This is a genomic window from Limnohabitans sp. Rim8 (genome assembly GCF_945901735.1).
Classification (GTDB): domain Bacteria; phylum Pseudomonadota; class Gammaproteobacteria; order Burkholderiales; family Burkholderiaceae_C; genus Limnohabitans_A.
On record NZ_CAMDLM010000033.1, the window covers coordinates 1 to 21,723 of the forward strand.

Below are 21,723 nucleotides of genomic sequence, written 5' to 3' on the forward strand. Positions count from 1 at the left end.
AGCCGAGCTTCGATGTTCAGGTGCACGTCTTCCAAGTCGAGCTTCCACTCAAACGCGCCGGATTCGATCTCTTGCGTGATCTGCGCCATGCCGCGCTGGATGTCGGCCAGGTCGCTGGCGCCGATGATGTTTTGCGCGGCCAGCATCTCGGCGTGGGCCAGGCTGCCGGTGATGTCGGCTTGCCACAGGCGTTTGTCAAAGAACACGCTGGCGGTGTAGCGCTTGACCAACTCGCTCATGGGCTCAGAAAAGAGCGCAGACCAGGCTTGGGATTTTTTGTCGAGTTGGTTTGTCATAGGCCGATGATTTTATCGGGCTTCGGGCGGCCCTTTCAATTCCTCAAGCCATCAATGCCAGCGCCTTGGACGTGTTGCGGTTCCGGGCTGTCTGAGCGGTCCACTTAGGCCATGTTTCGGGCTATAATCAAATGGTTTTGCAATTCGCAGAACGCACGCCATCCGCTTTTCCGGCAGTTGGCGCAAGTCATTAATCCGCTGAAATTCTTCAATGAATGCCAGCGAAACAACAAGGAAAAACCATGATTGCATCTTCAATCAAGGCCGAGGTCGTCAAGGCCAATGCCCGTGCTGCCAACGACACTGGGTCCCCAGAAGTCCAGGTGGCTTTGCTCACAGCCCGCATCAACGAGCTGACGCCCCACTTCAAAACACACGCCAAAGACCATCACGGTCGCCGTGGTTTGCTGCGCATGGTCAGCCGTCGCCGCAAATTGCTCGACTACCTCAAGTCCCGTGATGCTGACCGTTACGTTGCGCTGATCGCCAAACTTGGCCTGCGCAAGTAATCGTCACGCCAGATGAAAAGCGCCTGAGTTAGTTCACTAGCTCAGGCGCTTTATTCTTTTTTTCAGTCGGAATTTGCCAGGGCGATCTCGCGCTGTGTCATTCCACAAAGCTTTTCGGTCAAGGTTTTGTGGAATGGCATCGAGTTCAGAGCGTCAACTTCCGGGCCCACAGTGCAGCCTCATGCGCTTTTGTTTTCAGGAGTTCTGAACATGTCTATTTTCAACAAAGTCACCAAAACATTTCAGTGGGGCCAGCACACGGTCAAGATGGAAACCGGCGAAGTCGCCCGCCAAGCCGGCGGCGCTGTGCTGCTCGACATGGAAGGCACCGTCGTGCTCGCCACTGTGGTGGGTTCCAAGATCGCCAAAGCCGGGCAGGATTTTTTCCCGCTCACCGTGGATTACATTGAAAAAACGTATGCCGCAGGCAAGATTCCCGGCAGCTTTTTCAAGCGCGAAGCCAAGCCCAGCGAACACGAGACCCTGACCAGCCGCCTGATCGACCGCCCGATCCGCCCCCTGGTCCCCGAAGGTTTCTACAACGACGTGCAGGTGGTCATCCACACCGTGTCTTTGAACCCTGAAGTTGACGCCGACATCGCCGCGATGATCGCGGTGTCTGCCGCCCTGTCCATCTCCGGCATCCCGTTCAACGGCCCCATCGGCGCCGCCCGCGTGGGTTACATCAACGGTGAATACGTGCTCAACCCTGGCCAGACTCAGCGCAAAGACAGCGTCATGGACCTGGTGGTCGCTGGCACCGAAGCCGCTGTGCTGATGGTCGAATCTGAAGCCCAACAACTGTCAGAAGAAATCATGCTGGGTGGTGTGGTGTACGGCCACGAGCAATCGGCCATTGCCATCAACGCCATCCACGAGCTGGTGCGCGAAGCCGGCAAGCCCGTGTGGGATTGGCAAGCGCCTGCCCGTGACCTGGCTTTCGAAGGCAAGTTGGCCACACTCGCAGAAGAAAAACTGCGTGCTGCTTACCAGATTCGTAACAAGCAAGCCCGTACACACGCTTGCCGTGAAGCCTACGCTTCGGTCAAAGTGGCTTTGGCAGAAGAGGGTGTGGCCTTTGACAGCGTCAAGCTGGACGGCCTGATGTTCGAGATCGAAGCGCGCATCGTGCGCAGCCAGATTTTGGCCGGTGAACCCCGCATCGACGGCCGCGACACACGCACGGTGCGCCCCATCGAAATTCGCAACAGCGTGCTGCCCCGCACGCACGGCTCGGCCCTGTTCACACGCGGCGAAACCCAAGCCTTGGTGATCACCACTTTGGGCACTGAGCGCGATGCTCAGCGCATCGACGCTTTGGCTGGCGAGTTCGAAGACCGCTTCATGTTCCACTACAACATGCCTCCCTTTGCCACCGGCGAAGTGGGCCGCATGGGCAGCACCAAGCGCCGCGAAATCGGCCACGGCCGTTTGGCCAAGCGTGCTTTGGCTGCTGTGTTGCCTACCAAAGAAGAGTTCCCCTACACCATGCGAGTGGTGTCCGAGATCACCGAATCGAACGGTTCTTCGTCCATGGCTTCGGTCTGCGGCGGCTGCTTGTCGAGGCTGGATGCGGGTGTGCCGATGAAAGCCCACGTGGCCGGTATCGCCATGGGCCTGATCAAGGAAGAAAACCGCTTTGCGGTGTTGACCGATATCTTGGGTGACGAAGACCACCTGGGTGACATGGACTTCAAGGTCGCGGGTACCACCAACGGCATCACTGCTTTGCAGATGGACATCAAGATCCAAGGCATCACCAAAGAGATCATGCAAGTCGCTTTGGCCCAAGCCAAAGAAGCCCGCATGCACATTCTGGGCAAGATGCAAGAAGCGATGAGCACGGCCAACACCCAAGTGTCGGATTTCGCGCCCAAGCTCTTCACCATGAAGATCAACCCCGAAAAAATCCGTGACGTGATCGGCAAGGGCGGCGCCACCATCCGTGCCTTGACCGAAGAAACCGGTTGCCAGATCAACATCTCTGAAGACGGCACGATCACCATCGCGGCCACAGACGGCGAAAAGGCCGACATCGCCAAGAAGCGCATCGAGCAGATCACCGCCGAAGTTGAAATCGGCAAGGTCTACGAAGGCCCTGTGACCAAGATACTGGACTTCGGAGCCCTGATCAACTTATTGCCCGGCAAAGACGGTCTGCTGCACATCAGCCAGATCGCCCACGAGCGCGTTGAGAAGGTCACCGACTACCTGAGCGAAGGCCAGATCGTCAAGGTCAAGGTCATGGAAACCGACGAAAAAGGCCGCATCAAGTTGTCGATGAAGGCTTTGTTGGACCGTCCAGCTCAAGGCTGATAAGGGGTTTTGCGTTGAGGGTTGAGAGTTGAGGTTTGGGCGTTAAGCCTTGAGCGAGATGCTCTTCATCCTCAACTTTCAAACAAGCCTCCACGCTGAACGCTGAACGCTGAACGCATAACGCATAACGCATAACGCATAACGCATAACGCATAACGCTGAACCTGCCATGAACGTCATCGAAATTCAAAGCTTCGGGGCCCCTGAGGTGCTGGTGCCTGGCACCCGTCCTGAGCCTGTGGCTGGGGCAGGGGAGTTGCTCATTCGCGTTTCGGCCAGCGGCATCAACCGCCCCGATGTGCTGCAACGCACCGGCAATTACCCCGTGCCACCGGGTGCCTCGGATATTCCGGGTCTGGAGGTTGCAGGCGTGGTGGTTTCGGGTGATGCAGCGGCCATGGCCGAAGCGGGTTTTGCAGTGGGCGACCGTGTCTGCGCTTTGGTAGCGGGTGGTGGTTATGCGCAACTGTGCGTGGCACCGGTGGCCCAGTGTTTGCCAGTCCCCAAGGGCCTGACGGACACCGAAGCGGCTTCGCTGCCCGAAACCTTTTTCACGGTCTGGAGCAATGTTTTTGACCGCGGGCGTTTGCAAGCGGGTGAGACCCTGTTGATTCAGGGCGGCACCAGCGGCATTGGCGTTACCGCCATCCAGATGGCCAAGGCCGCGGGTGCGACGGTGATTGCCACGGCAGGGTCCGACGAAAAATGCCAGGCTTGCCTGGCTTTGGGCGCAGACCATGCCATCAACTACAAAACCACCGATTTCGTCGCCGAGGCCAAGCGCATAACCGGTGGCGTGGGTGTGAATGTGATTTTGGACATGGTTGCGGGCGACTATGTGGCGCGTGAAATTGAGGCCTTGGCCGAAGACGGTCGCTTGGTCATCATCGCCGTGCAAGGCGGTGTCAAGAGCGAGTTCAATGCCGGCATGGTGCTGCGCCGCCGTTTGACGATCACGGGTTCGACATTGCGTCCGCGTCCCGTGTCCTTCAAGGCGGCCATTGCCCAGTCTTTGCGCCTGACGGTGTGGCCCTGGATCGAGTCAGGCCGCATCAAGCCGGTCATCCACAGCGTTTTTGGCGCGGTGGAGGCAGGCGGTGGTTTGCCTTCGGGCGCGGCGCAAGCCCATGCCTTGATGGAAACGAACCAGCATGTGGGCAAGATTGTGGTGACTTGGTGATGGGCATGTCCGGCAAATTGATGGTGGGCAATTGGAAGATGAATGGCAGCCTCGCAGCCAATGCTCCTTTGTTGTCCGACATCTTGAACGGCATGGGCGACGTTAATTGCCGTGCTGCGGTGTGCGTACCTGCACCCTATCTGGCGCAAGCTCAAAATTTATTGGCCGGGTCGGCCTTGGACGTGGGTGCGCAGGATGTGTCGGCCCACGAATCAGGGGCCTACACCGGCGATGTGTCGGCGGCGATGCTGCGTGATTTTGCGGTGCGTTTCGCCATCGTGGGCCACTCGGAGCGGCGTCAATACCATGGTGAGACTGATGCCGTGGTGGCCCACAAAGCCCAGCGGGCCTTGGCTGCAGGCATCACCCCCATCGTGTGCGTGGGAGAGAGTCTGGCCGAGCGCGAGGCGGGGCAGACCGAGGCGGTGGTCAAGCGGCAGTTGGCGGCGGTGATCCACACCAATGGCCACTGCATCAGCGAAATCGTGGTGGCTTATGAGCCCGTTTGGGCCATCGGCACCGGATTGACTGCCACACCCGAGCAAGCGCAAGGGGTGCACGCCGTGTTGCGTGCCCAATTGCAAGCAGCCACGGCGCATGCCGATCGCGTGTCGATTTTGTATGGCGGCAGCATGAATGCGGCCAATGCAGTCGTCTTGCTTGCCCAGCCCGATGTGGATGGCGGCCTGATCGGTGGAGCTTCGCTCAAGGCCTCAGACTTTTTATCCATGTTGAAAGCCGCTTCGCGCTGAGCTTTTCAACCCAGTTTTTAAATATTTTGGAGTACTCAAATGAGCGTGATGTTGACCTTGATTTTGGTGGTGCAGATGCTGTCGGCTCTGGCCATGATTGGACTGATCCTGATCCAGCACGGCAAAGGCGCTGACATGGGGGCGGCTTTTGGCAGCGGTGGTTCGGGGAGCTTGTTTGGCGCGACGGGCAGTGCGAACTTCATGTCGCGCACCACGGCCGTGTTGGCCGCCGTGTTTTTCGTCTGCACTTTGTTGTTGGCTTATTTTGGCAAGCTCGCACCCACCGCTTCGGGCAGTGTGCTCGAAGGCGCGGCAGTGACGGCGCCAGTGGACAGCAGCCCCGCGGCGCAGATTCCTGGCAACGCACCGACGGCCAAACCCGACAACAGCGTCCCCCCTGCACCGGTGAAATAAATGGCTCAGCAGTCAGCTGGCATTCAGCTTTGCTGCTGTGCACAATTTTCCGGGTTTGAGTCGGGGAATAGCCTTTTTTCCGGAGTAGAATCAGAGTCTTTACAGCAAGCGATACGCACTCAAGGTGCACCTCATGCAAGCTGTTCATGAGCATCCAGCCGTCGTGGTGAAATTGGTAGACACGCTATCTTGAGGGGGTAGTGGCGAAAGCTGTGCGAGTTCGAGTCTCGCCGACGGCACCAGACAAACGCAAGCGCTCGGGCTGAAGGCTTGGGCCTTTCATTCGGTCATTAACCGGCAGTCACCCAATGAACCTCGAACAGTACCTCCCCATTCTCTTGTTCATTTTGGTCGGTGTTGCTGTCGGCATCATTCCCCAGGTTTTAGGCTATATCCTTGGCCCCAACCGGCCTGACGCGGAAAAAAATTCCCCCTATGAATGCGGCTTCGAAGCCTTCGAAGACGCTCGCATGAAGTTCGATGTGCGCTACTACCTGGTGGCCATTTTGTTCATCTTGTTCGATCTTGAAATCGCCTTCCTGTTCCCCTGGGCCGTGGCCCTCAAGGAGGTGGGCATGGCCGGCTTTGTGGCCGTGATCATTTTTCTGGCCATTCTGGTCGTCGGCTTTGTCTACGAGTGGAAAAAAGGCGCTCTGGACTGGGAATGACCCTTTTACGCACCACAGCAAACAGCCTGTTTGAGGAATCCAAATGATTGAAGGCGTGATGAAAGAAGGCTTCATCACCACGAGTTACGACTCGGTGGTGAATTGGGCCAAAACCGGCTCGCTCTGGCCCATGACCTTTGGTCTGGCTTGCTGCGCAGTCGAGATGATGCACTCGGCCGCTGCCCGTTATGACTTGGGGCGCTTCGGTGCCGAAGTTTTCCGTGCCAGCCCCCGTCAGGCCGATTTGATGATCGTGGCGGGCACCTTGTGCAACAAAATGGCCCCGGCGCTGCGCAAGGTTTATGACCAGATGTCCGAGCCGCGCTGGGTGATCTCCATGGGTTCTTGCGCCAATGGCGGTGGTTATTACCACTACAGCTATTCGGTGGTGCGCGGTTGCGACCGCATTGTGCCGGTGGATGTTTACGTGCCGGGCTGCCCGCCCACGGCCGAAGCGCTGATCTACGGCATCATTCAGTTGCAGCAAAAAATCCGCCGCACGCACACCATTGCGCGTGCTTGAAGGGAATGACGATGACCGATTTCGCCATTCGCCCCGAAGACTTGCAAGACACCCTGGCTTTGGCCCTGGGTGATCGGGTGCAGAAAATCACCTTGAGCCTGGGTGAGGTGACCTTGCAGGTGAGCGCGGCCCATTACCTGGGTGTGATGCAAACCCTGTGTGATGCGCCGGGCTGTCAATTTGAGCAACTCGTTGATTTGGCGGGCCTGGATTACTCTGCCTACCGCGAAGTGGGCACCGATGGCCCGCGTTTTGGTGTCACGGTGCATTTGCTGTCCGTGAGCTTGAACCAGCGCGTGCGCGTCAAAGTGATGTGCCCCGATGACGACCTGCCTTTGGTGGACTCGGTCAACGAGATCTGGAACTCGGCCAACTGGTACGAGCGCGAAGCGTTCGACCTCTACGGCATCGTGTTCGAAGGCCACAACGACCTGCGCCGCATCTTGACCGACTATGGCTTCATTGGTCATCCGTTTCGCAAAGACTTCCCGCTGTCGGGTCACGTGGAGATGCGCTACGACGCCGAGCGCAAGCGCGTGATTTATGAACCCGTGAGCATTGAGCCACGCGAAATCACGCCGCGTATCATCCGCGAAGACAACTATGGAGGCCTGAACTGACATGGCCGAAATCAAGAATTACACGCTGAACTTTGGCCCCCAGCACCCGGCAGCGCACGGCGTGCTCCGCTTGGTGCTCGAGTTGGATGGCGAGGTCGTGCAACGTGCCGATCCGCACATCGGTCTGCTGCACCGCGCTACCGAGAAATTGGCGGAGAGCAAAACCTACATTCAATCGCTGCCCTACATGGACCGCTTGGATTACGTGTCGATGATGTGCAACGAGCACGCGTATTGCCTGGCCATCGAGAAGATGCTGGGCCTCGAAGTGCCCATGCGCGCGCAATACATCCGCGTGATGTTCTCGGAAATCACCCGCGTGCTGAACCATTTGATGTGGCTCGGCTCGCACGGCAACGACTGCGGCAGCTCGACCATCTTGATCTACACTTTTCGTGAACGTGAAGACCTGTTCGACATGTATGAGGCCGTGTCCGGTGCCCGCATGCACGCGGCGTACTTCCGCCCCGGTGGCGTGTACCGCGACCTGCCAGACAGCATGCCGCAGTACAAGGTCAACAAAATCAAGAACGCCAAGGCCATCGAGCAGCTCAACAAGAACCGCAATGGCTCCTTGCTGGATTTCATCGACGACTTCACCCAGCGTTTTCCCAAGTGTGTGGACGAATACGAAACCCTGCTGACCGACAACCGCATCTGGAAGCAGCGCACCGTGGGCATCGGCGTGGTGGCACCCGAGCGCGCCCTCAACTTGGGCATGACCGGTCCCATGCTGCGTGGCTCCGGCTTCGCCTGGGACTTGCGCAAAAAGCAGCCTTACGACGCTTACGACCAGGTCGAGTTCGACGTGCCTGTGGGCAAGACGGGTGACAGCTACGACCGGTACCTGGTGCGGGTGCAGGAGATGCGCGAATCGAACCGCATCATCCAGCAGTGCGTGAAGTGGCTGCGTGCCAACCCCGGCCCCGTCATCACCGACAACCACAAGGTGGCACCGCCTGCACGTGAAGGCATGAAGTCCAACATGGAAGACTTGATCCACCACTTCAAGCTCTTCACTGAAGGCTTCCATGTGCCCGAAGGTGAGGCCTACGCTGCTGTCGAGCACCCCAAAGGTGAGTTCGGCATTTACATGGTGAGCGATGGGGCCAACAAGCCTTACCGTCTCAAAATTCGTGCCCCGGGCTTTGCCCATTTGGCCGCCCTCGATGAAATGGCCCGTGGCCACATGCTGGCCGACGCGGTCGCGATCATCGGGACCATGGACATTGTTTTTGGAGAGATTGACCGATGATCTCTGAGTCAACCAAAGCGCGCTTTGCGCGTGAAGTCGCCAAGTTCCCTGCAGATCAAAAGCAGTCGGCCGTCATGGCCTGCCTGGCTATCGTTCAGCAAGAACAAGGCTGGGTCAGCCCCGACAGTGAGCAAGTCGTGGCCGAGGTGTTGGGCATGCCTGTGATGGCCGTGCACGAAGTCACCACCTTCTACAACATGTACAACCAAAAGCCGGTGGGCAAGTTCAAACTCAACGTTTGCACCAACCTGCCTTGTCAGTTGCGTGGTGGCCAAAAGGCTTTGGAACATCTCGAACACAAATTGGGCGTGCGTGTCGGTGAAACCACTGCCGATGGCTTCTTCACTTTGCAGCCCAGCGAATGCCAGGGCGCTTGCGCCGATGCGCCGGTTCTGCTGGTGAACGACCGCCACATGTGCAGTTTCATGAGCCACGATAAGCTCGACCAATTGGTTGATAGTTTGAAGAAAGCCGAGGCGGCCTGATGAACGTCGAACAAATTCTCAGCCAATTCCAGGCCAACGGCGTGGAATCGTGCTTCCATGATCGCCACATCAACCCGCAAATTTATGCCGGTCTGAACGGCACCAACTGGGGCATCCAAGACTACGAATCGCGTGGCGGCTACGCGGCCCTGCGCAAGATTTTAGGCAAAGACGGTGCTGAGCCCAATGCCGAGACCGGCGTTGCTGGCATGACGCAAGACCAAGTGATCGCCACTGTCAAAGAATCGGGCCTGCGCGGTCGCGGCGGTGCGGGTTTCCCCACGGGGCTCAAGTGGAGCTTCATGCCCCGCCAGTTCCCCGGTCAAAAGTACCTGGTGTGCAACTCGGACGAAGGCGAGCCGGGCACCTGCAAAGACCGCGACATCATGGAGTACAACCCCCACACCGTGATCGAGGGCATGATCATCGCGGCTTATGCCATGGGCATCAGCGTGGGTTACAACTACATCCACGGCGAAATTTTCCACACCTACGAGCGCTTTGAAGCGGCCCTCGAAGAAGCCCGCGCCGCAGGCTATTTGGGCAACCACATCATGGGCAGCACGTTCAGCTTTCAGTTGCACGCCTCGCACGGGTTTGGCGCTTACATCTGCGGCGAAGAAACCGCTTTGCTTGAATCACTCGAGGGCAAAAAAGGCCAGCCCCGCTTCAAGCCACCGTTCCCCGCCAGCTTTGGCCTGTACGGCAAGCCCACCACCATCAACAACACCGAAACCTTCGCAGCAGTGCCCTGGATCATCCGCAACGGAGGGCAGGCGTATCTGGAATGCGGAAAGCCCAACAACGGCGGCACCAAGATCTTCTCGGTCAGCGGTGACGTGGAGCGCCCCGGCAACTACGAAGTGCCCATGGGCACGCCCTTTGCCAAGCTGCTCGAACTGGCCGGTGGCATGCGCGGTGGTCGCCAACTCAAAGCGGTGATCCCAGGCGGCTCGTCTTCGCCCGTCGTGCCTGCCGAGTTGATGATGAAGCTCACCATGGACTACGACAGCATCGCCAAAGAAGGCGGCTCCATGCTGGGTTCGGGCGCGGTGATTGTGATGGACGAGACCCGTTGCATGGTTAAGGCCCTGGCGCGTTTGTCTTACTTTTATTCACACGAGTCCTGTGGCCAATGCACCCCTTGCCGTGAAGGCACAGGCTGGCTCTGGCGCATGGTGGACCGCATTGAACACGGCCAAGGCCGTGCCAGCGACATCGACATGCTGGACAGTGTGGCCGGCAACATCATGGGTCGCACGATTTGCGCCTTGGGTGATGCAGCGGCCATGCCGGTGCGCGGCATGCTCAAGCATTTCCGTCACGAATTTGTACACCTCATCGAGCACAAGACCTCCATGGTCAGCGCCGATGCAACAGCGGTGAAGACCCATGGTTGAAATAGAACTCGACGGTCAGAAAGTGGAAGTTGCCGAAGGCAGCATGGTCATGCATGCGGCTGAAAAAGCCGGCACCTACATTCCGCATTTCTGCTACCACAAGAAACTCTCCATTGCTGCCAACTGCCGGATGTGCCTGGTCGAGGTCGAAAAGGCTCCCAAACCCATGCCCGCCTGCGCCACGCCCGTGACGCAAGGCATGATCGTGCGCACCAAGAGCGACAAAGCCATTGCGGCCCAAAAGTCGGTCATGGAGTTTTTGCTGATCAACCACCCGCTCGATTGCCCCATCTGCGACCAAGGCGGTGAGTGCCAGTTGCAAGACTTGGCGGTGGGTTACGGTGGCAGCACCTCGCGTTACGAAGAAGAAAAGCGTGTGGTCTTTCACAAAGAGGTCGGCCCCCTGATCTCGATGGAAGAGATGAGCCGCTGCATCCACTGCACTCGCTGCGTGCGCTTCGGCCAAGAAGTGGCCGGTGCCATGGAGCTGGGCATGTCGCACCGGGGTGAGCATGCCGAGATTGAAACCTTTTTGGGCCAGACGATTGACTCCGAGTTGTCGGGCAACATGATCGACATCTGCCCCGTGGGCGCTTTGACCAGCAAGCCTTTCCGCTACCATGCCCGCACCTGGGAGCTGTCGCGCCGCAAGTCGGTGGCAGCACACGACTCCTCGGGCGCCAACCTGATCGTGCAGGTCAAGAACAACCAGGTCATGCGCGTCGTGCCGCTGGAAAACGAAGACCTCAACGAGTGCTGGATCGCCGACCGTGAGCGTTTCTCTTATGAAGCCCTGAACGGCACCGACCGCCTGACCCATCCCATGCTCAAGCAGGGCGGTGAGTGGAAAACCGTTGACTGGCAAACCGCCCTCGAATATGTGGCCAATGGCCTGCGCAGCATCCAGCGCGACCACGGGGCCAACAGCATTGGCGCACTGGTCAGCCCGCACAGCACCGTAGAAGAGTTGTACCTGGCCGGTGCCTTGATGCGCGGCCTGGGATCGGACAACATCGACCACCGCCTGCGCCAAGCCGAATTTGGCGCGGCTGAAGGTGTGCGCACCTTGGGCACATCCATTGCCTCGCTGAGCACATTGCAACGCGTGCTGGTGGTGGGTTCCAACCTGCGCAAAGACCATCCGCTGTTTGCCTTGCGTGTGCGCCACGCCGTGCGCCATGGCGCTGCCGTGAACCTGATCACCGACAAAGGCGCTTTCAGTCATGCCGACGCCTGGGCCATGCCTGTGGCCAACGCGGTGGTGACCGATGCGTTTGACTGGGCGCAAACCTTGGCCGATGTGGCGACCGCTGTTGCAGCTGTGAAAGGCGTGACAGCCCCTTGTGCGGGCACGGCTTCTGCACAAGCCCAAGCCATCGCCAATTCTCTGATGGGTGGCGAACGCAAGGCGGTGCTGCTGGGCAATGCCGCAGCGCACCATGCCAACGCTTCGACCTTGCTGGCCCTGGCCAACTGGATTGCCGAGCAAACGGGTGCGACTGTCGGTTACCTGACCGAAGCGGCCAACACCGTGGGTGCGCAATGGGTGGCTGCTCAACCTCAAACCGGCGGCAAACATGCGGGCCAGATGCTGGCCGGTGGCCTGAAAGCCGCGATCTTGCTGAACACCGAGCCCGAGTTTGACAGCGCCGCAGGTGGCGCCGCTGCCCAAGCCTTGGCACAAACTGAGATGGTGGTGACCCTCAGCCCGTTCAAGGCCAACATGGCCTTCAGCGATGTGCTGCTGCCGATGGCCCCGTTCACCGAAACATCGGGCTCTTTTGTCAACGCCGAAGGCCGTCTGCAAAGCTTCCACGCCGTGGTCAAGCCTTTGGCCGATACCCGCCCGGCCTGGAAAGTGCTGCGCGTGCTGGCCAACTTGCTCGACATTCCCGGTGTGGCTTTTGAAACCTCTCAAGACGTATTGGCCCGCGCCACGGCTCAGCCGCTGACGGCATCAAACGCCACACGGGCCGCCATCAACCTGACGGGGACCCCCACGCCCGCTCCTGCGGTTGCTTCCATTTACCAGCTGGATGGCACCGTGCGCCGTGCGCCGTCTTTGCAATTGACCGCAGACGCCCGTCAGGAGGTGACCCCATGATTGACGCGCTGTACAACGGCGGCCTGAATTTGGTGGCTGCCAGCTGGTGGGCCACGATGGCGTGGCCTGTTTTGTGGATTTTGCTCAAGATCGTTGCCATCCTCGCGCCGCTGATGGGTGCCGTAGCCTACCTGACGCTGTGGGAGCGCAAGCTCTTGGGCTTCATGCAAGTGCGTCATGGCCCCAACCGCGTGGGGCCGTTTGGTTTGCTGCAGCCGATTGCAGACGCCCTGAAGTTGCTGACCAAAGAACTGATCAACCCCACAGCGGCCAGCCCCGGCTTGTTCCGCTTGGGCCCGATCATGGCCATCATGCCGGCGCTGGCTGCCTGGGTCGCTATTCCGTTTGGCCCCGAGCAGGCGCTGACCAACATCAATGCCGGCTTGCTGCTGGTCATGGCCATCACCTCGATCGAGGTTTATGGCGTGATCATCGCGGGATGGGCATCAAATTCCAAATACGCCTTTTTGGGTGCGCTGCGCGCATCGGCCCAGATGGTGAGCTACGAAATCGCCATGGGCTTTTGCTTCCTGGTGGTCTTGATGGTCTCGGGCAGCATGAACCTGACCGAGATCGTGCTGGCGCAAGGCAAGGGCGCTGCCGCAGACATGGGCCTGAGCTTCCTTTCCTGGAACTGGTTGCCTTTGTTGCCGATTTTTATCGTCTACTTGATCTCTGGCGTGGCCGAAACCAACCGCCACCCGTTTGACGTGGTCGAAGGCGAAGCCGAGATCGTGGCCGGTCACATGGTCGAGTATTCGGGCATGGGCTTTGCGATCTTCTTCTTGGCCGAATACGCCAGCATGTGGCTCGTGTCCATTCTGGCCGTCATCATGTTCCTGGGCGGCTGGTTGTCGCCCATCGACAGCGCCTTGTTCAACTGGATACCCGGCTGGATCTGGCTGGGTCTGAAGACCTTCTTAGTCGTTTCCATGTTCATCTGGATCCGTGCCACGTTCCCGCGCTTCCGTTATGACCAGATCATGCGTCTGGGCTGGAAGATTTTCATCCCCGTCACTTTGGTGTGGCTGCTGGTCGTCGGCGTGTGGTTGCACTCGCCCTGGAACATCTGGCTCTGATCGGTGAATGACCATGACCACAATGACTGCTTCCTCTTTCTCGATCAAGGACTTCCTCAAGAGCTTCATGCTCGTGGAGTTGCTCAAGGGCATGGCTCTGACGGGACGCTACGCTTTCGCCCGCAAGGTGACAGTGCAGTTCCCAGAAGAAAAAACGCCGCTGTCGCCGCGTTTTCGTGGCCTGCATGCCCTGCGCCGTTATGACAACGGTGAAGAGCGCTGCATCGCCTGCAAGCTCTGCGAGGCGGTGTGCCCAGCCATGGCCATCACCATTGAAGCTGGCCAGCGAGAGGACGGTTCGCGCCGCACCACACGCTACGACATCGACTTGACCAAGTGCATTTTCTGCGGCTTTTGTGAAGAAAGCTGCCCGGTGGACTCGATCGTCGAAACGCATATTTTCGAATACCACGGCGAAAAACGCGGTGACCTGTACTTCACCAAGGACATGTTGCTGGCCGTGGGCGACCGTTACGAAAAAGAGATCGCTGCCGCCCGCGCCGCCGATGCTCCTTACCGTTGAACGCCGCCCAGTCCTGAACACTTAAAAAGACAGACTTATGGACGTCAAGACCGGTTTCTTCTACCTCTTCTCGGTGGTGCTGCTGTTTGCGGCCTTCCGGGTGGTGACCGCACGCAACCCCGTGCACGCGGTGCTCTACCTCATGCTGGCTTTCTCGCAAGCCTCGGCCGTGTGGTTCCTTCTCAATGCAGAGTTTTTGGCCATTTTGCTGGTGCTGGTGTACCTGGGTGCGGTGATGGTGCTTTTCCTGTTCGTGGTGATGATGCTGGACATCGGCATCGACACTGTGCGCAAAGGTTTTTGGAAAAACTTTCCTTTGGCGGCCACTTTGGGGGCCGTCGTCGCCCTGGAAATGGCCGCAGTGTTGTTGTCCGGTTTTCGCGTGTCCGAAGCGCCGGTCATGGGCAACGGCGCCGTGCCGGTGGACAATGCCAAGGCATTGGGCATCTTGCTTTATACCGAATACCTGATGCCGATCCAGATCGCGGCGGCCATTTTGCTGGTGGCCATGATCGCGGCCATTGCCCTGACTTTGCGTGAGCGCAAGGACAGCAAGGCGATTGACCCGTCCATTCAAGTCAAGGTGCGTGCTGCCGACCGCATGCAGGTGGTCAAAATGGCCCCGACTCAAGCGGCGCCTGCGCCGGTTGCTCAAACTGACGCAGCACCTGTGGAGGTGAAAAAATGATGACACTGACCCTTGGACACTTCTTGTCGCTCGGCGCCATGCTGTTTGCATTGTCCGTGATCGGCATTTTCCTCAACCGCAAGAACCTGATCGTTTTGCTCATGGCCATCGAGCTGATGCTGCTGGCCGTGAACATGAACTTTGTGGCGTTTTCACACTACCTGGGTGACATGCACGGCCAAGTGTTCGTTTTCTTCATCCTGACGGTGGCTGCGGCCGAATCGGCCATTGGCTTGGCCATTTTGGTGCTGTTGTTCCGCAACCAGCACAACATCAACGTGGACGAACTCAATTCGCTCAAGGGTTAACAAGAATATGAGTCAGACCCTCAACGCCAGCACACTGCTGGCCATCCCCTTGGCCCCGCTGGTGGGCGCTTTGTTGGCCGGCATTTGGGGCACCCAATTCGGCGGCAACTGGATTGGCCGTCGCCTGTCGCACAGCTTCACCATTTTGGGCGTACTCTTGGCGTTCATCCTGTCGGCCATGACGCTGAGCAGCGTCCTGGCTGGGGCCACTTTCAACGAAAGCATCTACACCTGGATGGTGGTGGGTGGCCTGAAGATGGAAGTCGGCTTCATGGTCGACAGCCTCACGGCGATGATGATGTGCGTCGTCACCTTCGTGTCCCTCATGGTGCACATCTACACCATCGGCTACATGGACGAGGACGAAGGCTACAACCGCTTTTTTGCCTACATCTCGCTGTTCACTTTTTCCATGCTGATGCTGGTGATGAGCAACAACTTGCTGCAGCTGTTTTTCGGCTGGGAAGCGGTGGGCTTGGTGTCTTATTTGCTGATCGGCTTTTGGTACAACAAACCGACCGCCATCTTCGCCAACATGAAGGCATTTTTGGTCAACCGGGTCGGTGACTTTGGCTTCATCCTCGGCATCGGCCTGATTGTGGCCTACACCGGCACACTCAACTACACCGAGCTGTTTGCCAAGGCGCAAGAACTGGCCGCCATCGATTTCCCTTGGTACATCTTCGGCATGGACGCCATGCTGATCACAGTGATCTGCATCTGCCTGTTCATCGGCGCCATGGGCAAGTCGGCCCAGTTCCCGCTGCACGTGTGGCTGCCTGATTCGATGGAAGGCCCCACGCCCATCTCTGCGCTGATCCACGCGGCCACCATGGTGACGGCGGGCATCTTCATGGTGGCGCGCATGTCGCCGCTGTTCGAGTTGTCCGATTCGGCTTTGAACTTCATGATGGTCGTCGGCTCGATCACGGCGCTGTTCATGGGCTTTTTGGGCATCATCCAAAACGACATCAAACGCGTGGTGGCTTATTCCACCTTGTCACAGCTCGGTTACATGACGGTGGCGCTGGGCGCATCGGCTTACTCGGTGGCCGTGTTCCACCTGATGACGCATGCGTTCTTCAAAGCGCTGCTGTTTTTGGGTGCTGGTTCCGTCATCATGGGCATGCACCACAACCAGGACATCCGCTACATGGGCGGTCTGCGCAAGTACATGCCCATCACCTGGATCACGTCTTTGCTGGGTTCGCTGGCCCTGATCGGCACGCCTCTGTTCTCGGGTTTTTACTCCAAGGACAGCATCATCGAAGCCGTGCACCTGAGCACATTGCCCGCCGCTGGCTTTGCCAACTTTGCGGTGCTGGCGGGGGTGTTTGTCACGGCTTTCTATTCGTTCCGCATGTACTTTCTGGTCTTCCATGGCCCTGAGCGCTACGACCAGAACCCGGATGCGCACCACGATGACCACCACGTGCACAACGATCACGCAGGCGATCACGGCCACGACAAACCGCACGAGTCGCCTTGGGTGGTGACGGTGCCACTCATCTTGTTGGCGATTCCTTCGGTGGTGATTGGCTACATGACGATCGGCCCCATGCTGTACGGCGACTTCTTCAAGGACGTCATCTTCATCGACGCCGTCAAACACCCTGCCATGCAGCAGTTGGGGCAGTTGTTCCACGGTCCGGTGGCCATGGCGGTTCACGGCCTCAGCATGGCGCCGTTCTGGCTGGCTTTGGCCGGTGTGGTGACCGCTTGGTACATGTACTTGGTCAACCCCAAAGTGCCGGCCTTCTTTGCCCGCGCTCTGCGTCCGCTGATCGTGGTCCTCGAGAACAAGTACTACATGGACTGGATCAACGAAAACATCCTGGCCAAAGGTGCACGTGGTTTGGGCATGGGTCTGTGGAAGTTGGGCGACCGCGCCATCATCGACGGCTTCTTCGTCAACGGTTCCTGGAAAGTCGTGGGTTGGGTGTCTGGCGTGGTGCGCTGGTTCCAGTCGGGTTTCCTGTACCACTACGCACTGGTCATGATTTTGGGTGTGTTCGCGCTGATGACGTATTTCGTCTGGCTCGCTTAACGGTTTTGAGGACAATATAAAAATGGGATTGTTAAGCCTTGCCATCTGGATGCCGATCGCTTTCGGCGTCGTCTTGCTGGCCTGCGGTCGCGACAGCCAAGCGGGCGCTGTGCGCTGGTTGGCGCTTGTCGGCGCGATCGCCAGTTTGCTGGTCACACTGCCTTTGATTTCGGGCTTTCAGCTCGGCACATCCGAGATGCAGTTCGTCGAAAAACTCTCTTGGATTGAGCGCTTCAATGTGCACTACCACCTGGGCGTGGATGGCATCTCGCTGTGGTTGATTCCACTGACGGCCTTCATCAACGTGGTGGTGGTCATTGCGGGCTGGGAAGTCATCACCCGCAAGGTCAGCCAGTACATGGCGGCTTTCTTGATTTTGTCGGGCCTGATGATCGGTGTGTTCTGTGCCCTCGACGGCATCCTGTTCTACGTCTTTTTTGAGGCGACCTTGATCCCGATGTACCTGATCATCGGCATCTGGGGCGGCCCGAACAAGATTTACGCGGCGTTCAAATTTTTCCTTTACACGTTGCTCGGTTCACTCCTGATGCTGATCGCCTTGATCTATCTGTACGTCACATCCGGCGGCAGCTTCGACATCCTGACCTGGCACCAGCTGCCCTTGTCGGGCACCGTGCAGACCTTGCTGTTCTTTGCCTTTTTTGCGGCGTTTGCCGTCAAGGTGCCGATGTGGCCGGTGCACACCTGGCTGCCCGATGTGCACGTGGAAGCGCCTACCGGCGGCTCCGCTGTGCTGGCGGCCATCATGCTCAAGCTGGGCGCTTATGGGTTCTTGCGCTTTTCCATGCCGATTGCACCCGATGCGGCCCGTGAGTGGGGCATGTTGATCATCGTGCTGTCGCTGGTGGCTGTGGTCTATGTGGGCCTGGTGGCCATGGTCCAGCAGGACATGAAAAAGCTGGTGGCGTATTCGTCGGTGGCACACATGGGCTTTGTCACTTTAGGCTTTTTCATCTTCAACCCGCTCGGCGTGTCTGGCGGCATTGTGCAGATGATTGCGCACGGCTTTGTGTCGGCCGCCATGTTCCTGTGCATCGGCGTCTTGTACGACCGGGTGCACTCGCGTGAAATCGCCAGCTATGGCGGCGTGGTCAACACCATGCCCAAGTTCGCCGCCTTTGCCTTGCTTTTTGCCATGGCCAATGCGGGCTTGCCGGGTACTGCGGGTTTTGTGGGCGAGTGGATGGTCATTTTGGGCGCCGTGAAGTTCAACTTCTGGATCGGCCTGCTGGCCGCTTCGGCCCTGATTTTTGGCGCGGCTTACACCTTGTGGATGTTCAAGCGGGTGTACCTGGGCCCTGTGACCAATGACGACGTCAAGGGCCTGGTTGACATCAACGCGCGTGAATTCCTGATGCTCAGTTTGCTGGCCGTGGCCGTGCTCTACATGGGCATTTACCCCAAACCGTTCACCGATGTGATGGATGCTTCGGTGATGGACTTGCTCAAGCACGTGGCCTTGTCCAAGCTGCCTTGAGCGGCCAGGACCTGAACGTTTCGCCTGAATAGAACAATTGAGAGAACACAGATGATGGACAACTCCAGCTGGATGACGATGTATCCGGAGATCGTGTTGCTGGTCATGGCCTGCGTCGTGACGCTGGCCGACCTCTTCGTGAAAAGCCCCAAGCGCACCGGCACTTATGTGCTGACGCTGGCGTCTCTGGGTGGCGTGGCCTTGTTGCACGCCTTGTACGCCGATGCCGGGCAGACGCTGTACGGCTTTGGCCGCATGGTGGTCAGCGACCCGATGGGCCACTGGCTCAAGTGCTTTGCCACCATCGCGGTGATGGTGACCTTGGTGTACTCGCGCCCCTACGCTGCCGACCGCGAGATGCTGCGCGGCGGGGAGATTTTCAGCCTGAGCCTGTTCGCCTTGCTCGGCATGAGCATGATGATCTCGGGCCAGAACTTCATCGTGATCTATTTGGGTCTGGAACTGCTGACCCTGTCGAGCTATGCGCTCGTGGCCCTGCGCCGCGACCACGCGCAAGCGAGTGAAGCGGCCATGAAGTACTTCGTGCTGGGGGCCATGGCCTCGGGCTTCTTGCTCTACGGCATGTCCATGATGTATGGCGCCACCGGTAGCCTGGAGCTGTCTGCGGTGCTCAAAGCCATTGCTTCGGGTCAGGTGAACCACCAAGTGCTGGTGTTTGGCCTGGTCTTCATTGTGGCGGGTCTGGCTTTCAAGATTGGCGCTGTGCCTTTCCACATGTGGATTCCCGATGTGTACCAAGGTGCCCCCACCGCTGCGACCTTGATGATCGGTGGCGCGCCCAAGCTGGCCGCGTTTGCCATTCTTGTGCGCTTGCTGGTGGAAGGCATGCTGCCGTTGGCGTTTGACTGGCAGCAAATGCTGTCGCTGCTGGCCATTGGCTCCTTGCTCATTGGCAACTTGGCGGCCATTGCGCAGACCAACCTCAAACGCATGCTGGCCTATTCGACCATCTCGCAAATGGGTTTTGTGCTGCTGGGTTTTGTGGCGGGCGTGATCAATGGCGAGACCACCTTGGCCGCCAACGCCTACAGCTCGGCCATGTTCTACATGGTGTCGTATGTGCTGACCACTTTGGCCGCTTTCGGCGTGATCATGTTGCTGGCCCGTCAGGGCTTCGAGAGCGAAGAGATCACTGACTTGTCTGGCCTGAACCAGCGCAGCCCCTTGTACGCGGGTGTCATGGCGATTTGCTTGTTCTCGATGGCAGGCATTCCGCCGATGGTCGGCTTTTATGCCAAGCTGTCGGTGCTGCAATCGTTGCTCGCCTCCGGGCAGGGCTTTTATCTGGGCTTGGCGATTTTCGCGGTCATCATGTCGCTGATTGGCGCTTTCTATTACCTGCGCGTGGTCAAGGTCATGTACTTTGACGAGCCGGTCACGGCCACCACCGTGTCGGCCTCGCTGGATGTGCGCTTGGTGTTGTCCACCAATGGCCTGCTGGTCTTGTTGTTGGGCATTTTCCCCGGTGCACTCATGGCTTTGTGCGCCGATTCAATTGTGCGCATGCTCGCGGTCTGATGTTTTGAACACCGCACCATGAGCACGTCCACCCAAATCGGTTTGTTGATCCTGCTGGCAATGCTTGCCGCCAACGTGCCGTTTTTCAACCAGCGCATCATGCTGATGGGCCCACAGCGCCTGTCCAAGCCTTTGCTGTGGCGCTTGATGGAACTGGTGGTTTTGTACTTTGTGGTGGGTGGGGTGGGACTGGCGCTGGAAAAGCACGGCGGACAAGTGGCCCCGCAGGGCTGGGAGTTTTATGCGGTGACCGGCACCATGTTCATCACGCTGGCCTTTCCGGGTTTCGTCTACCGCTACCTGATGCACCGCAAACACTGAGTGCAGCACGGCCCTCACACTGGTTTGCATGTCTGACGACCACCTGATCGAGCACCGGGTCCACCAGGAAGAGCTCTTGCGCGGGCGCTTCCTGCATGCTTTCCGCGACACCGTGCGCTTGCCCAATCAAAACTTGTCTACCCGCGAATACGTGGTGCACCCCGGTGCCGTCATGGTCATTCCCATGCTCGACACGCCCGAAGGTTTGCGCTTGGTGATGGAGCGGCAGTTTCGTTACCCCGTGGGTCAGGTCATGACCGAGTTCCCGGCTGGCAAGCTGGACCCCGGCGAAGACCCCTGGTTGTGCGCCCAACGGGAGCTGCAAGAAGAAACCGGCTACACCGCGCGCCAATGGGCCCGGGCCGGGGTGTTGCACCCGGTCATCGCCTATTCGACCGAGGTGATCGAGATTTGGTTTGCGAAAGAACTCAGCCTGGGAGAGCGCCGACTGGACACCGACGAATTTTTGGATGTGTTTACCGCCAGCCCCGCCGAACTGATGGCCGCTTGCCAGCAAGGCCGCTTGACCGATGCCAAGACCTTGACGGGCTTGCTGTGGTTGCAAAACGTGCAATCGGGCCAGTGGCCCTTGCAGTGGCAAACCGTCACCTGAACCGATGGCATGAAAGTCCTCGACCTGCAATGCCGCTTGGGCCACAGCTTTGAAGGCTGGTTTGGCTCTCAAGACGACTACGACGCTCAGCGCGAACGGGGTCTGTTGACCTGCCCAGTGTGCAACGACAGCGACATTACCAAAAAGTTGTCAGCACCGCGCTTGAACCTGGGCCACGGCACAGCCCCCAAAGTGGAGCTGGGGCAGGGCGATGAACCTGCGGGCGCGGGCAGCGCTGCGGGTGGCCCGCAAGCCCGCGCTGCAGATGCTTCATTTGCAGCGTCACCCGCCGCATCCAGCGCTGCACCCGCGCTGCCCGATTTGCCGCCCGATGCCTTGCAGCATATGCAGTCGGCCCTGGTGAAAATGGTGCGCCACGTCATGGCCAACACCGAAGATGTGGGAACGCAGTTTGCCGAAGAAGCCCGCAAGATCCATTACGGCGAGCGCGAAGAGCGCAACATCCGCGGCCAAGCCACGCGCGAAGAAACCGAGGCCCTGATCGACGAAGGCATCGACGTCCTGCCCTTGCCTGTGCCGGAAAACCTCAAGGGGCCGCTGCAGTGACTGCAGGTGCAGAGCCAA

The 21,723-nt window shown here is 58.8% G+C and carries 22 protein-coding genes, 1 tRNA gene and 1 pseudogene; 23 read left to right on the plus strand and 1 reads right to left on the minus strand.

All coding sequences use genetic code 11. The features are described 5' to 3' along the window. Positions 1 to 296: pseudogene (locus Q0O99_RS14390) on the minus strand (lyase family protein); the annotation flags it as partial. A 242-nt stretch (positions 297 to 538) separates the two neighbouring features. On the opposite strand from Q0O99_RS14390, the gene rpsO reads away from it, so the two are divergent. The 23 genes from rpsO (at position 539) to Q0O99_RS14505 (ending at position 21,705) form a co-directional block, all read left to right on the plus strand. Then, positions 539 to 805: a 30S ribosomal protein S15 gene (rpsO, locus tag Q0O99_RS14395; protein ID WP_019428565.1), complete on the plus strand. Its 267-nt coding sequence runs from the start codon at positions 539 to 541 to the stop codon at positions 803 to 805. A gap of 210 nt (positions 806 to 1,015) precedes the next feature. Next, the gene (gene pnp, locus Q0O99_RS14400) at positions 1,016 to 3,121 is read left to right on the plus strand and encodes a polyribonucleotide nucleotidyltransferase (RefSeq protein WP_293752670.1); all 2,106 of its coding nucleotides are present in this window, start codon (positions 1,016 to 1,018) and stop codon (positions 3,119 to 3,121) included. Positions 3,122 to 3,290: 169 nt separating this feature from the next. Further along, positions 3,291 to 4,301 carry an NAD(P)H-quinone oxidoreductase gene (locus Q0O99_RS14405; RefSeq protein ID WP_293752671.1) on the plus strand — a complete coding sequence of 337 codons (1,011 nt, stop codon included), beginning with the start codon at positions 3,291 to 3,293 and terminating at the stop codon, positions 4,299 to 4,301. A gap of 5 nt (positions 4,302 to 4,306) precedes the next feature. Further along, complete coding sequence (tpiA, locus tag Q0O99_RS14410; RefSeq protein WP_293752672.1) at positions 4,307 to 5,053, plus strand: triose-phosphate isomerase; 747 nt, start codon at positions 4,307 to 4,309, stop codon at positions 5,051 to 5,053. Between the two features lie 39 nt (positions 5,054 to 5,092). Beyond that, entirely contained in the window at positions 5,093 to 5,467 is a 375-nt protein-coding gene (secG, locus tag Q0O99_RS14415) for a preprotein translocase subunit SecG (RefSeq protein WP_293752673.1), read from the plus strand. Positions 5,468 to 5,624: 157 nt separating this feature from the next. Further along, positions 5,625 to 5,709, plus strand: a tRNA-Leu gene (locus Q0O99_RS14420). Between the two features lie 66 nt (positions 5,710 to 5,775). Then, positions 5,776 to 6,135, plus strand: a complete 360-nt coding sequence (locus Q0O99_RS14425) for an NADH-quinone oxidoreductase subunit A (RefSeq protein ID WP_293752674.1) — start codon at positions 5,776 to 5,778, stop codon at positions 6,133 to 6,135. A 43-nt stretch (positions 6,136 to 6,178) separates the two neighbouring features. Next, positions 6,179 to 6,658: an NADH-quinone oxidoreductase subunit B family protein gene (locus tag Q0O99_RS14430; RefSeq protein ID WP_108406238.1), complete on the plus strand. Its 480-nt coding sequence runs from the start codon at positions 6,179 to 6,181 to the stop codon at positions 6,656 to 6,658. Between the two features lie 11 nt (positions 6,659 to 6,669). Beyond that, a complete protein-coding gene (locus Q0O99_RS14435) occupies positions 6,670 to 7,278 on the plus strand; it encodes an NADH-quinone oxidoreductase subunit C (RefSeq protein WP_293752675.1) in 609 nt (202 codons plus the stop codon). Position 7,279: 1 nt separating this feature from the next. Beyond that, entirely contained in the window at positions 7,280 to 8,533 is a 1,254-nt protein-coding gene (locus Q0O99_RS14440; protein WP_293752676.1) for an NADH-quinone oxidoreductase subunit D, read from the plus strand. Next, complete coding sequence (gene nuoE / locus Q0O99_RS14445) at positions 8,530 to 9,018, plus strand: NADH-quinone oxidoreductase subunit NuoE (RefSeq protein ID WP_293752677.1); 489 nt, start codon at positions 8,530 to 8,532, stop codon at positions 9,016 to 9,018. Before Q0O99_RS14440 ends, nuoE begins: the two co-directional genes overlap by 4 nt. Then, on the plus strand, positions 9,018 to 10,418 hold the full coding sequence (nuoF, locus tag Q0O99_RS14450) for an NADH-quinone oxidoreductase subunit NuoF (protein ID WP_293752678.1): 1,401 nt from the start codon (positions 9,018 to 9,020) through the stop codon (positions 10,416 to 10,418). The genes nuoE and nuoF overlap by 1 nt, the downstream gene beginning before the upstream one ends. Then, on the plus strand, positions 10,411 to 12,522 hold the full coding sequence (gene nuoG / locus Q0O99_RS14455) for an NADH-quinone oxidoreductase subunit NuoG (RefSeq protein WP_293752679.1): 2,112 nt from the start codon (positions 10,411 to 10,413) through the stop codon (positions 12,520 to 12,522). Before nuoF ends, nuoG begins: the two co-directional genes overlap by 8 nt. Further along, positions 12,519 to 13,601 carry an NADH-quinone oxidoreductase subunit NuoH gene (nuoH, locus tag Q0O99_RS14460; RefSeq protein ID WP_293752680.1) on the plus strand — a complete coding sequence of 361 codons (1,083 nt, stop codon included), beginning with the start codon at positions 12,519 to 12,521 and terminating at the stop codon, positions 13,599 to 13,601. Before nuoG ends, nuoH begins: the two co-directional genes overlap by 4 nt. Before the next feature lie 13 nt (positions 13,602 to 13,614). Beyond that, positions 13,615 to 14,124, plus strand: coding sequence for an NADH-quinone oxidoreductase subunit NuoI (nuoI, locus tag Q0O99_RS14465; protein WP_108351987.1), 510 nt, complete (start codon positions 13,615 to 13,617; stop codon positions 14,122 to 14,124). A gap of 37 nt (positions 14,125 to 14,161) precedes the next feature. Continuing rightward, positions 14,162 to 14,812 (plus strand): NADH-quinone oxidoreductase subunit J, encoded by a 651-nt coding sequence (locus Q0O99_RS14470; RefSeq protein ID WP_293752681.1) that lies wholly within the window; start codon positions 14,162 to 14,164, stop codon positions 14,810 to 14,812. Then, positions 14,812 to 15,120, plus strand: a complete 309-nt coding sequence (nuoK, locus tag Q0O99_RS14475) for an NADH-quinone oxidoreductase subunit NuoK (RefSeq protein WP_291916978.1) — start codon at positions 14,812 to 14,814, stop codon at positions 15,118 to 15,120. Before Q0O99_RS14470 ends, nuoK begins: the two co-directional genes overlap by 1 nt. Before the next feature lie 7 nt (positions 15,121 to 15,127). Next, positions 15,128 to 17,167, plus strand: coding sequence for an NADH-quinone oxidoreductase subunit L (gene nuoL, locus Q0O99_RS14480; protein WP_293752682.1), 2,040 nt, complete (start codon positions 15,128 to 15,130; stop codon positions 17,165 to 17,167). A gap of 22 nt (positions 17,168 to 17,189) precedes the next feature. Beyond that, the gene (locus Q0O99_RS14485) at positions 17,190 to 18,665 is read left to right on the plus strand and encodes an NADH-quinone oxidoreductase subunit M (RefSeq protein WP_293752683.1); all 1,476 of its coding nucleotides are present in this window, start codon (positions 17,190 to 17,192) and stop codon (positions 18,663 to 18,665) included. 51 nt (positions 18,666 to 18,716) lie between these two features. After that, positions 18,717 to 20,204: an NADH-quinone oxidoreductase subunit NuoN gene (gene nuoN, locus Q0O99_RS14490; RefSeq protein ID WP_293752684.1), complete on the plus strand. Its 1,488-nt coding sequence runs from the start codon at positions 18,717 to 18,719 to the stop codon at positions 20,202 to 20,204. Between the two features lie 18 nt (positions 20,205 to 20,222). Further along, on the plus strand, positions 20,223 to 20,525 hold the full coding sequence (locus Q0O99_RS14495) for a DUF2818 family protein (protein ID WP_293752685.1): 303 nt from the start codon (positions 20,223 to 20,225) through the stop codon (positions 20,523 to 20,525). Positions 20,526 to 20,553: 28 nt separating this feature from the next. Continuing rightward, a complete protein-coding gene (locus tag Q0O99_RS14500; RefSeq protein WP_293752686.1) occupies positions 20,554 to 21,138 on the plus strand; it encodes an NUDIX hydrolase in 585 nt (194 codons plus the stop codon). A 9-nt stretch (positions 21,139 to 21,147) separates the two neighbouring features. Next, the gene (locus tag Q0O99_RS14505; RefSeq protein ID WP_293752687.1) at positions 21,148 to 21,705 is read left to right on the plus strand and encodes a DUF1178 family protein; all 558 of its coding nucleotides are present in this window, start codon (positions 21,148 to 21,150) and stop codon (positions 21,703 to 21,705) included. Positions 21,706 to 21,723: the final 18 nt, after the last annotated feature.

What these genes read in the sequence shown, in the direction of transcription:
- nuoI (WP_108351987.1), top strand. Translation starts at nt 13,615, where the DNA reads ATGACCACAATGACTGCTTCCTCTTTCTCGATCAAGGACTTCCTCAAG.
- tpiA (WP_293752672.1), top strand. Translation starts at nt 4,307, where the DNA reads ATGTCCGGCAAATTGATGGTGGGCAATTGGAAGATGAATGGCAGCCTC.
- nuoE (WP_293752677.1), top strand. Translation starts at nt 8,530, where the DNA reads ATGATCTCTGAGTCAACCAAAGCGCGCTTTGCGCGTGAAGTCGCCAAG.
- Q0O99_RS14435 (WP_293752675.1), top strand. Translation starts at nt 6,670, where the DNA reads ATGACCGATTTCGCCATTCGCCCCGAAGACTTGCAAGACACCCTGGCT.
- nuoK (WP_291916978.1), top strand. Translation starts at nt 14,812, where the DNA reads ATGACACTGACCCTTGGACACTTCTTGTCGCTCGGCGCCATGCTGTTT.
- nuoG (WP_293752679.1), top strand. Translation starts at nt 10,411, where the DNA reads ATGGTTGAAATAGAACTCGACGGTCAGAAAGTGGAAGTTGCCGAAGGC.
- nuoL (WP_293752682.1), top strand. Translation starts at nt 15,128, where the DNA reads ATGAGTCAGACCCTCAACGCCAGCACACTGCTGGCCATCCCCTTGGCC.
- Q0O99_RS14495 (WP_293752685.1), top strand. Translation starts at nt 20,223, where the DNA reads ATGAGCACGTCCACCCAAATCGGTTTGTTGATCCTGCTGGCAATGCTT.
- Q0O99_RS14405 (WP_293752671.1), top strand. Translation starts at nt 3,291, where the DNA reads ATGAACGTCATCGAAATTCAAAGCTTCGGGGCCCCTGAGGTGCTGGTG.
- Q0O99_RS14440 (WP_293752676.1), top strand. Translation starts at nt 7,280, where the DNA reads ATGGCCGAAATCAAGAATTACACGCTGAACTTTGGCCCCCAGCACCCG.
- secG (WP_293752673.1), top strand. Translation starts at nt 5,093, where the DNA reads ATGAGCGTGATGTTGACCTTGATTTTGGTGGTGCAGATGCTGTCGGCT.
- Q0O99_RS14500 (WP_293752686.1), top strand. Translation starts at nt 20,554, where the DNA reads ATGTCTGACGACCACCTGATCGAGCACCGGGTCCACCAGGAAGAGCTC.
- Q0O99_RS14470 (WP_293752681.1), top strand. Translation starts at nt 14,162, where the DNA reads ATGGACGTCAAGACCGGTTTCTTCTACCTCTTCTCGGTGGTGCTGCTG.
- rpsO (WP_019428565.1), top strand. Translation starts at nt 539, where the DNA reads ATGATTGCATCTTCAATCAAGGCCGAGGTCGTCAAGGCCAATGCCCGT.
- nuoH (WP_293752680.1), top strand. Translation starts at nt 12,519, where the DNA reads ATGATTGACGCGCTGTACAACGGCGGCCTGAATTTGGTGGCTGCCAGC.
- Q0O99_RS14485 (WP_293752683.1), top strand. Translation starts at nt 17,190, where the DNA reads ATGGGATTGTTAAGCCTTGCCATCTGGATGCCGATCGCTTTCGGCGTC.
- nuoF (WP_293752678.1), top strand. Translation starts at nt 9,018, where the DNA reads ATGAACGTCGAACAAATTCTCAGCCAATTCCAGGCCAACGGCGTGGAA.
- Q0O99_RS14425 (WP_293752674.1), top strand. Translation starts at nt 5,776, where the DNA reads ATGAACCTCGAACAGTACCTCCCCATTCTCTTGTTCATTTTGGTCGGT.
- pnp (WP_293752670.1), top strand. Translation starts at nt 1,016, where the DNA reads ATGTCTATTTTCAACAAAGTCACCAAAACATTTCAGTGGGGCCAGCAC.
- Q0O99_RS14430 (WP_108406238.1), top strand. Translation starts at nt 6,179, where the DNA reads ATGATTGAAGGCGTGATGAAAGAAGGCTTCATCACCACGAGTTACGAC.
- Q0O99_RS14505 (WP_293752687.1), top strand. Translation starts at nt 21,148, where the DNA reads ATGAAAGTCCTCGACCTGCAATGCCGCTTGGGCCACAGCTTTGAAGGC.
- nuoN (WP_293752684.1), top strand. Translation starts at nt 18,717, where the DNA reads ATGATGGACAACTCCAGCTGGATGACGATGTATCCGGAGATCGTGTTG.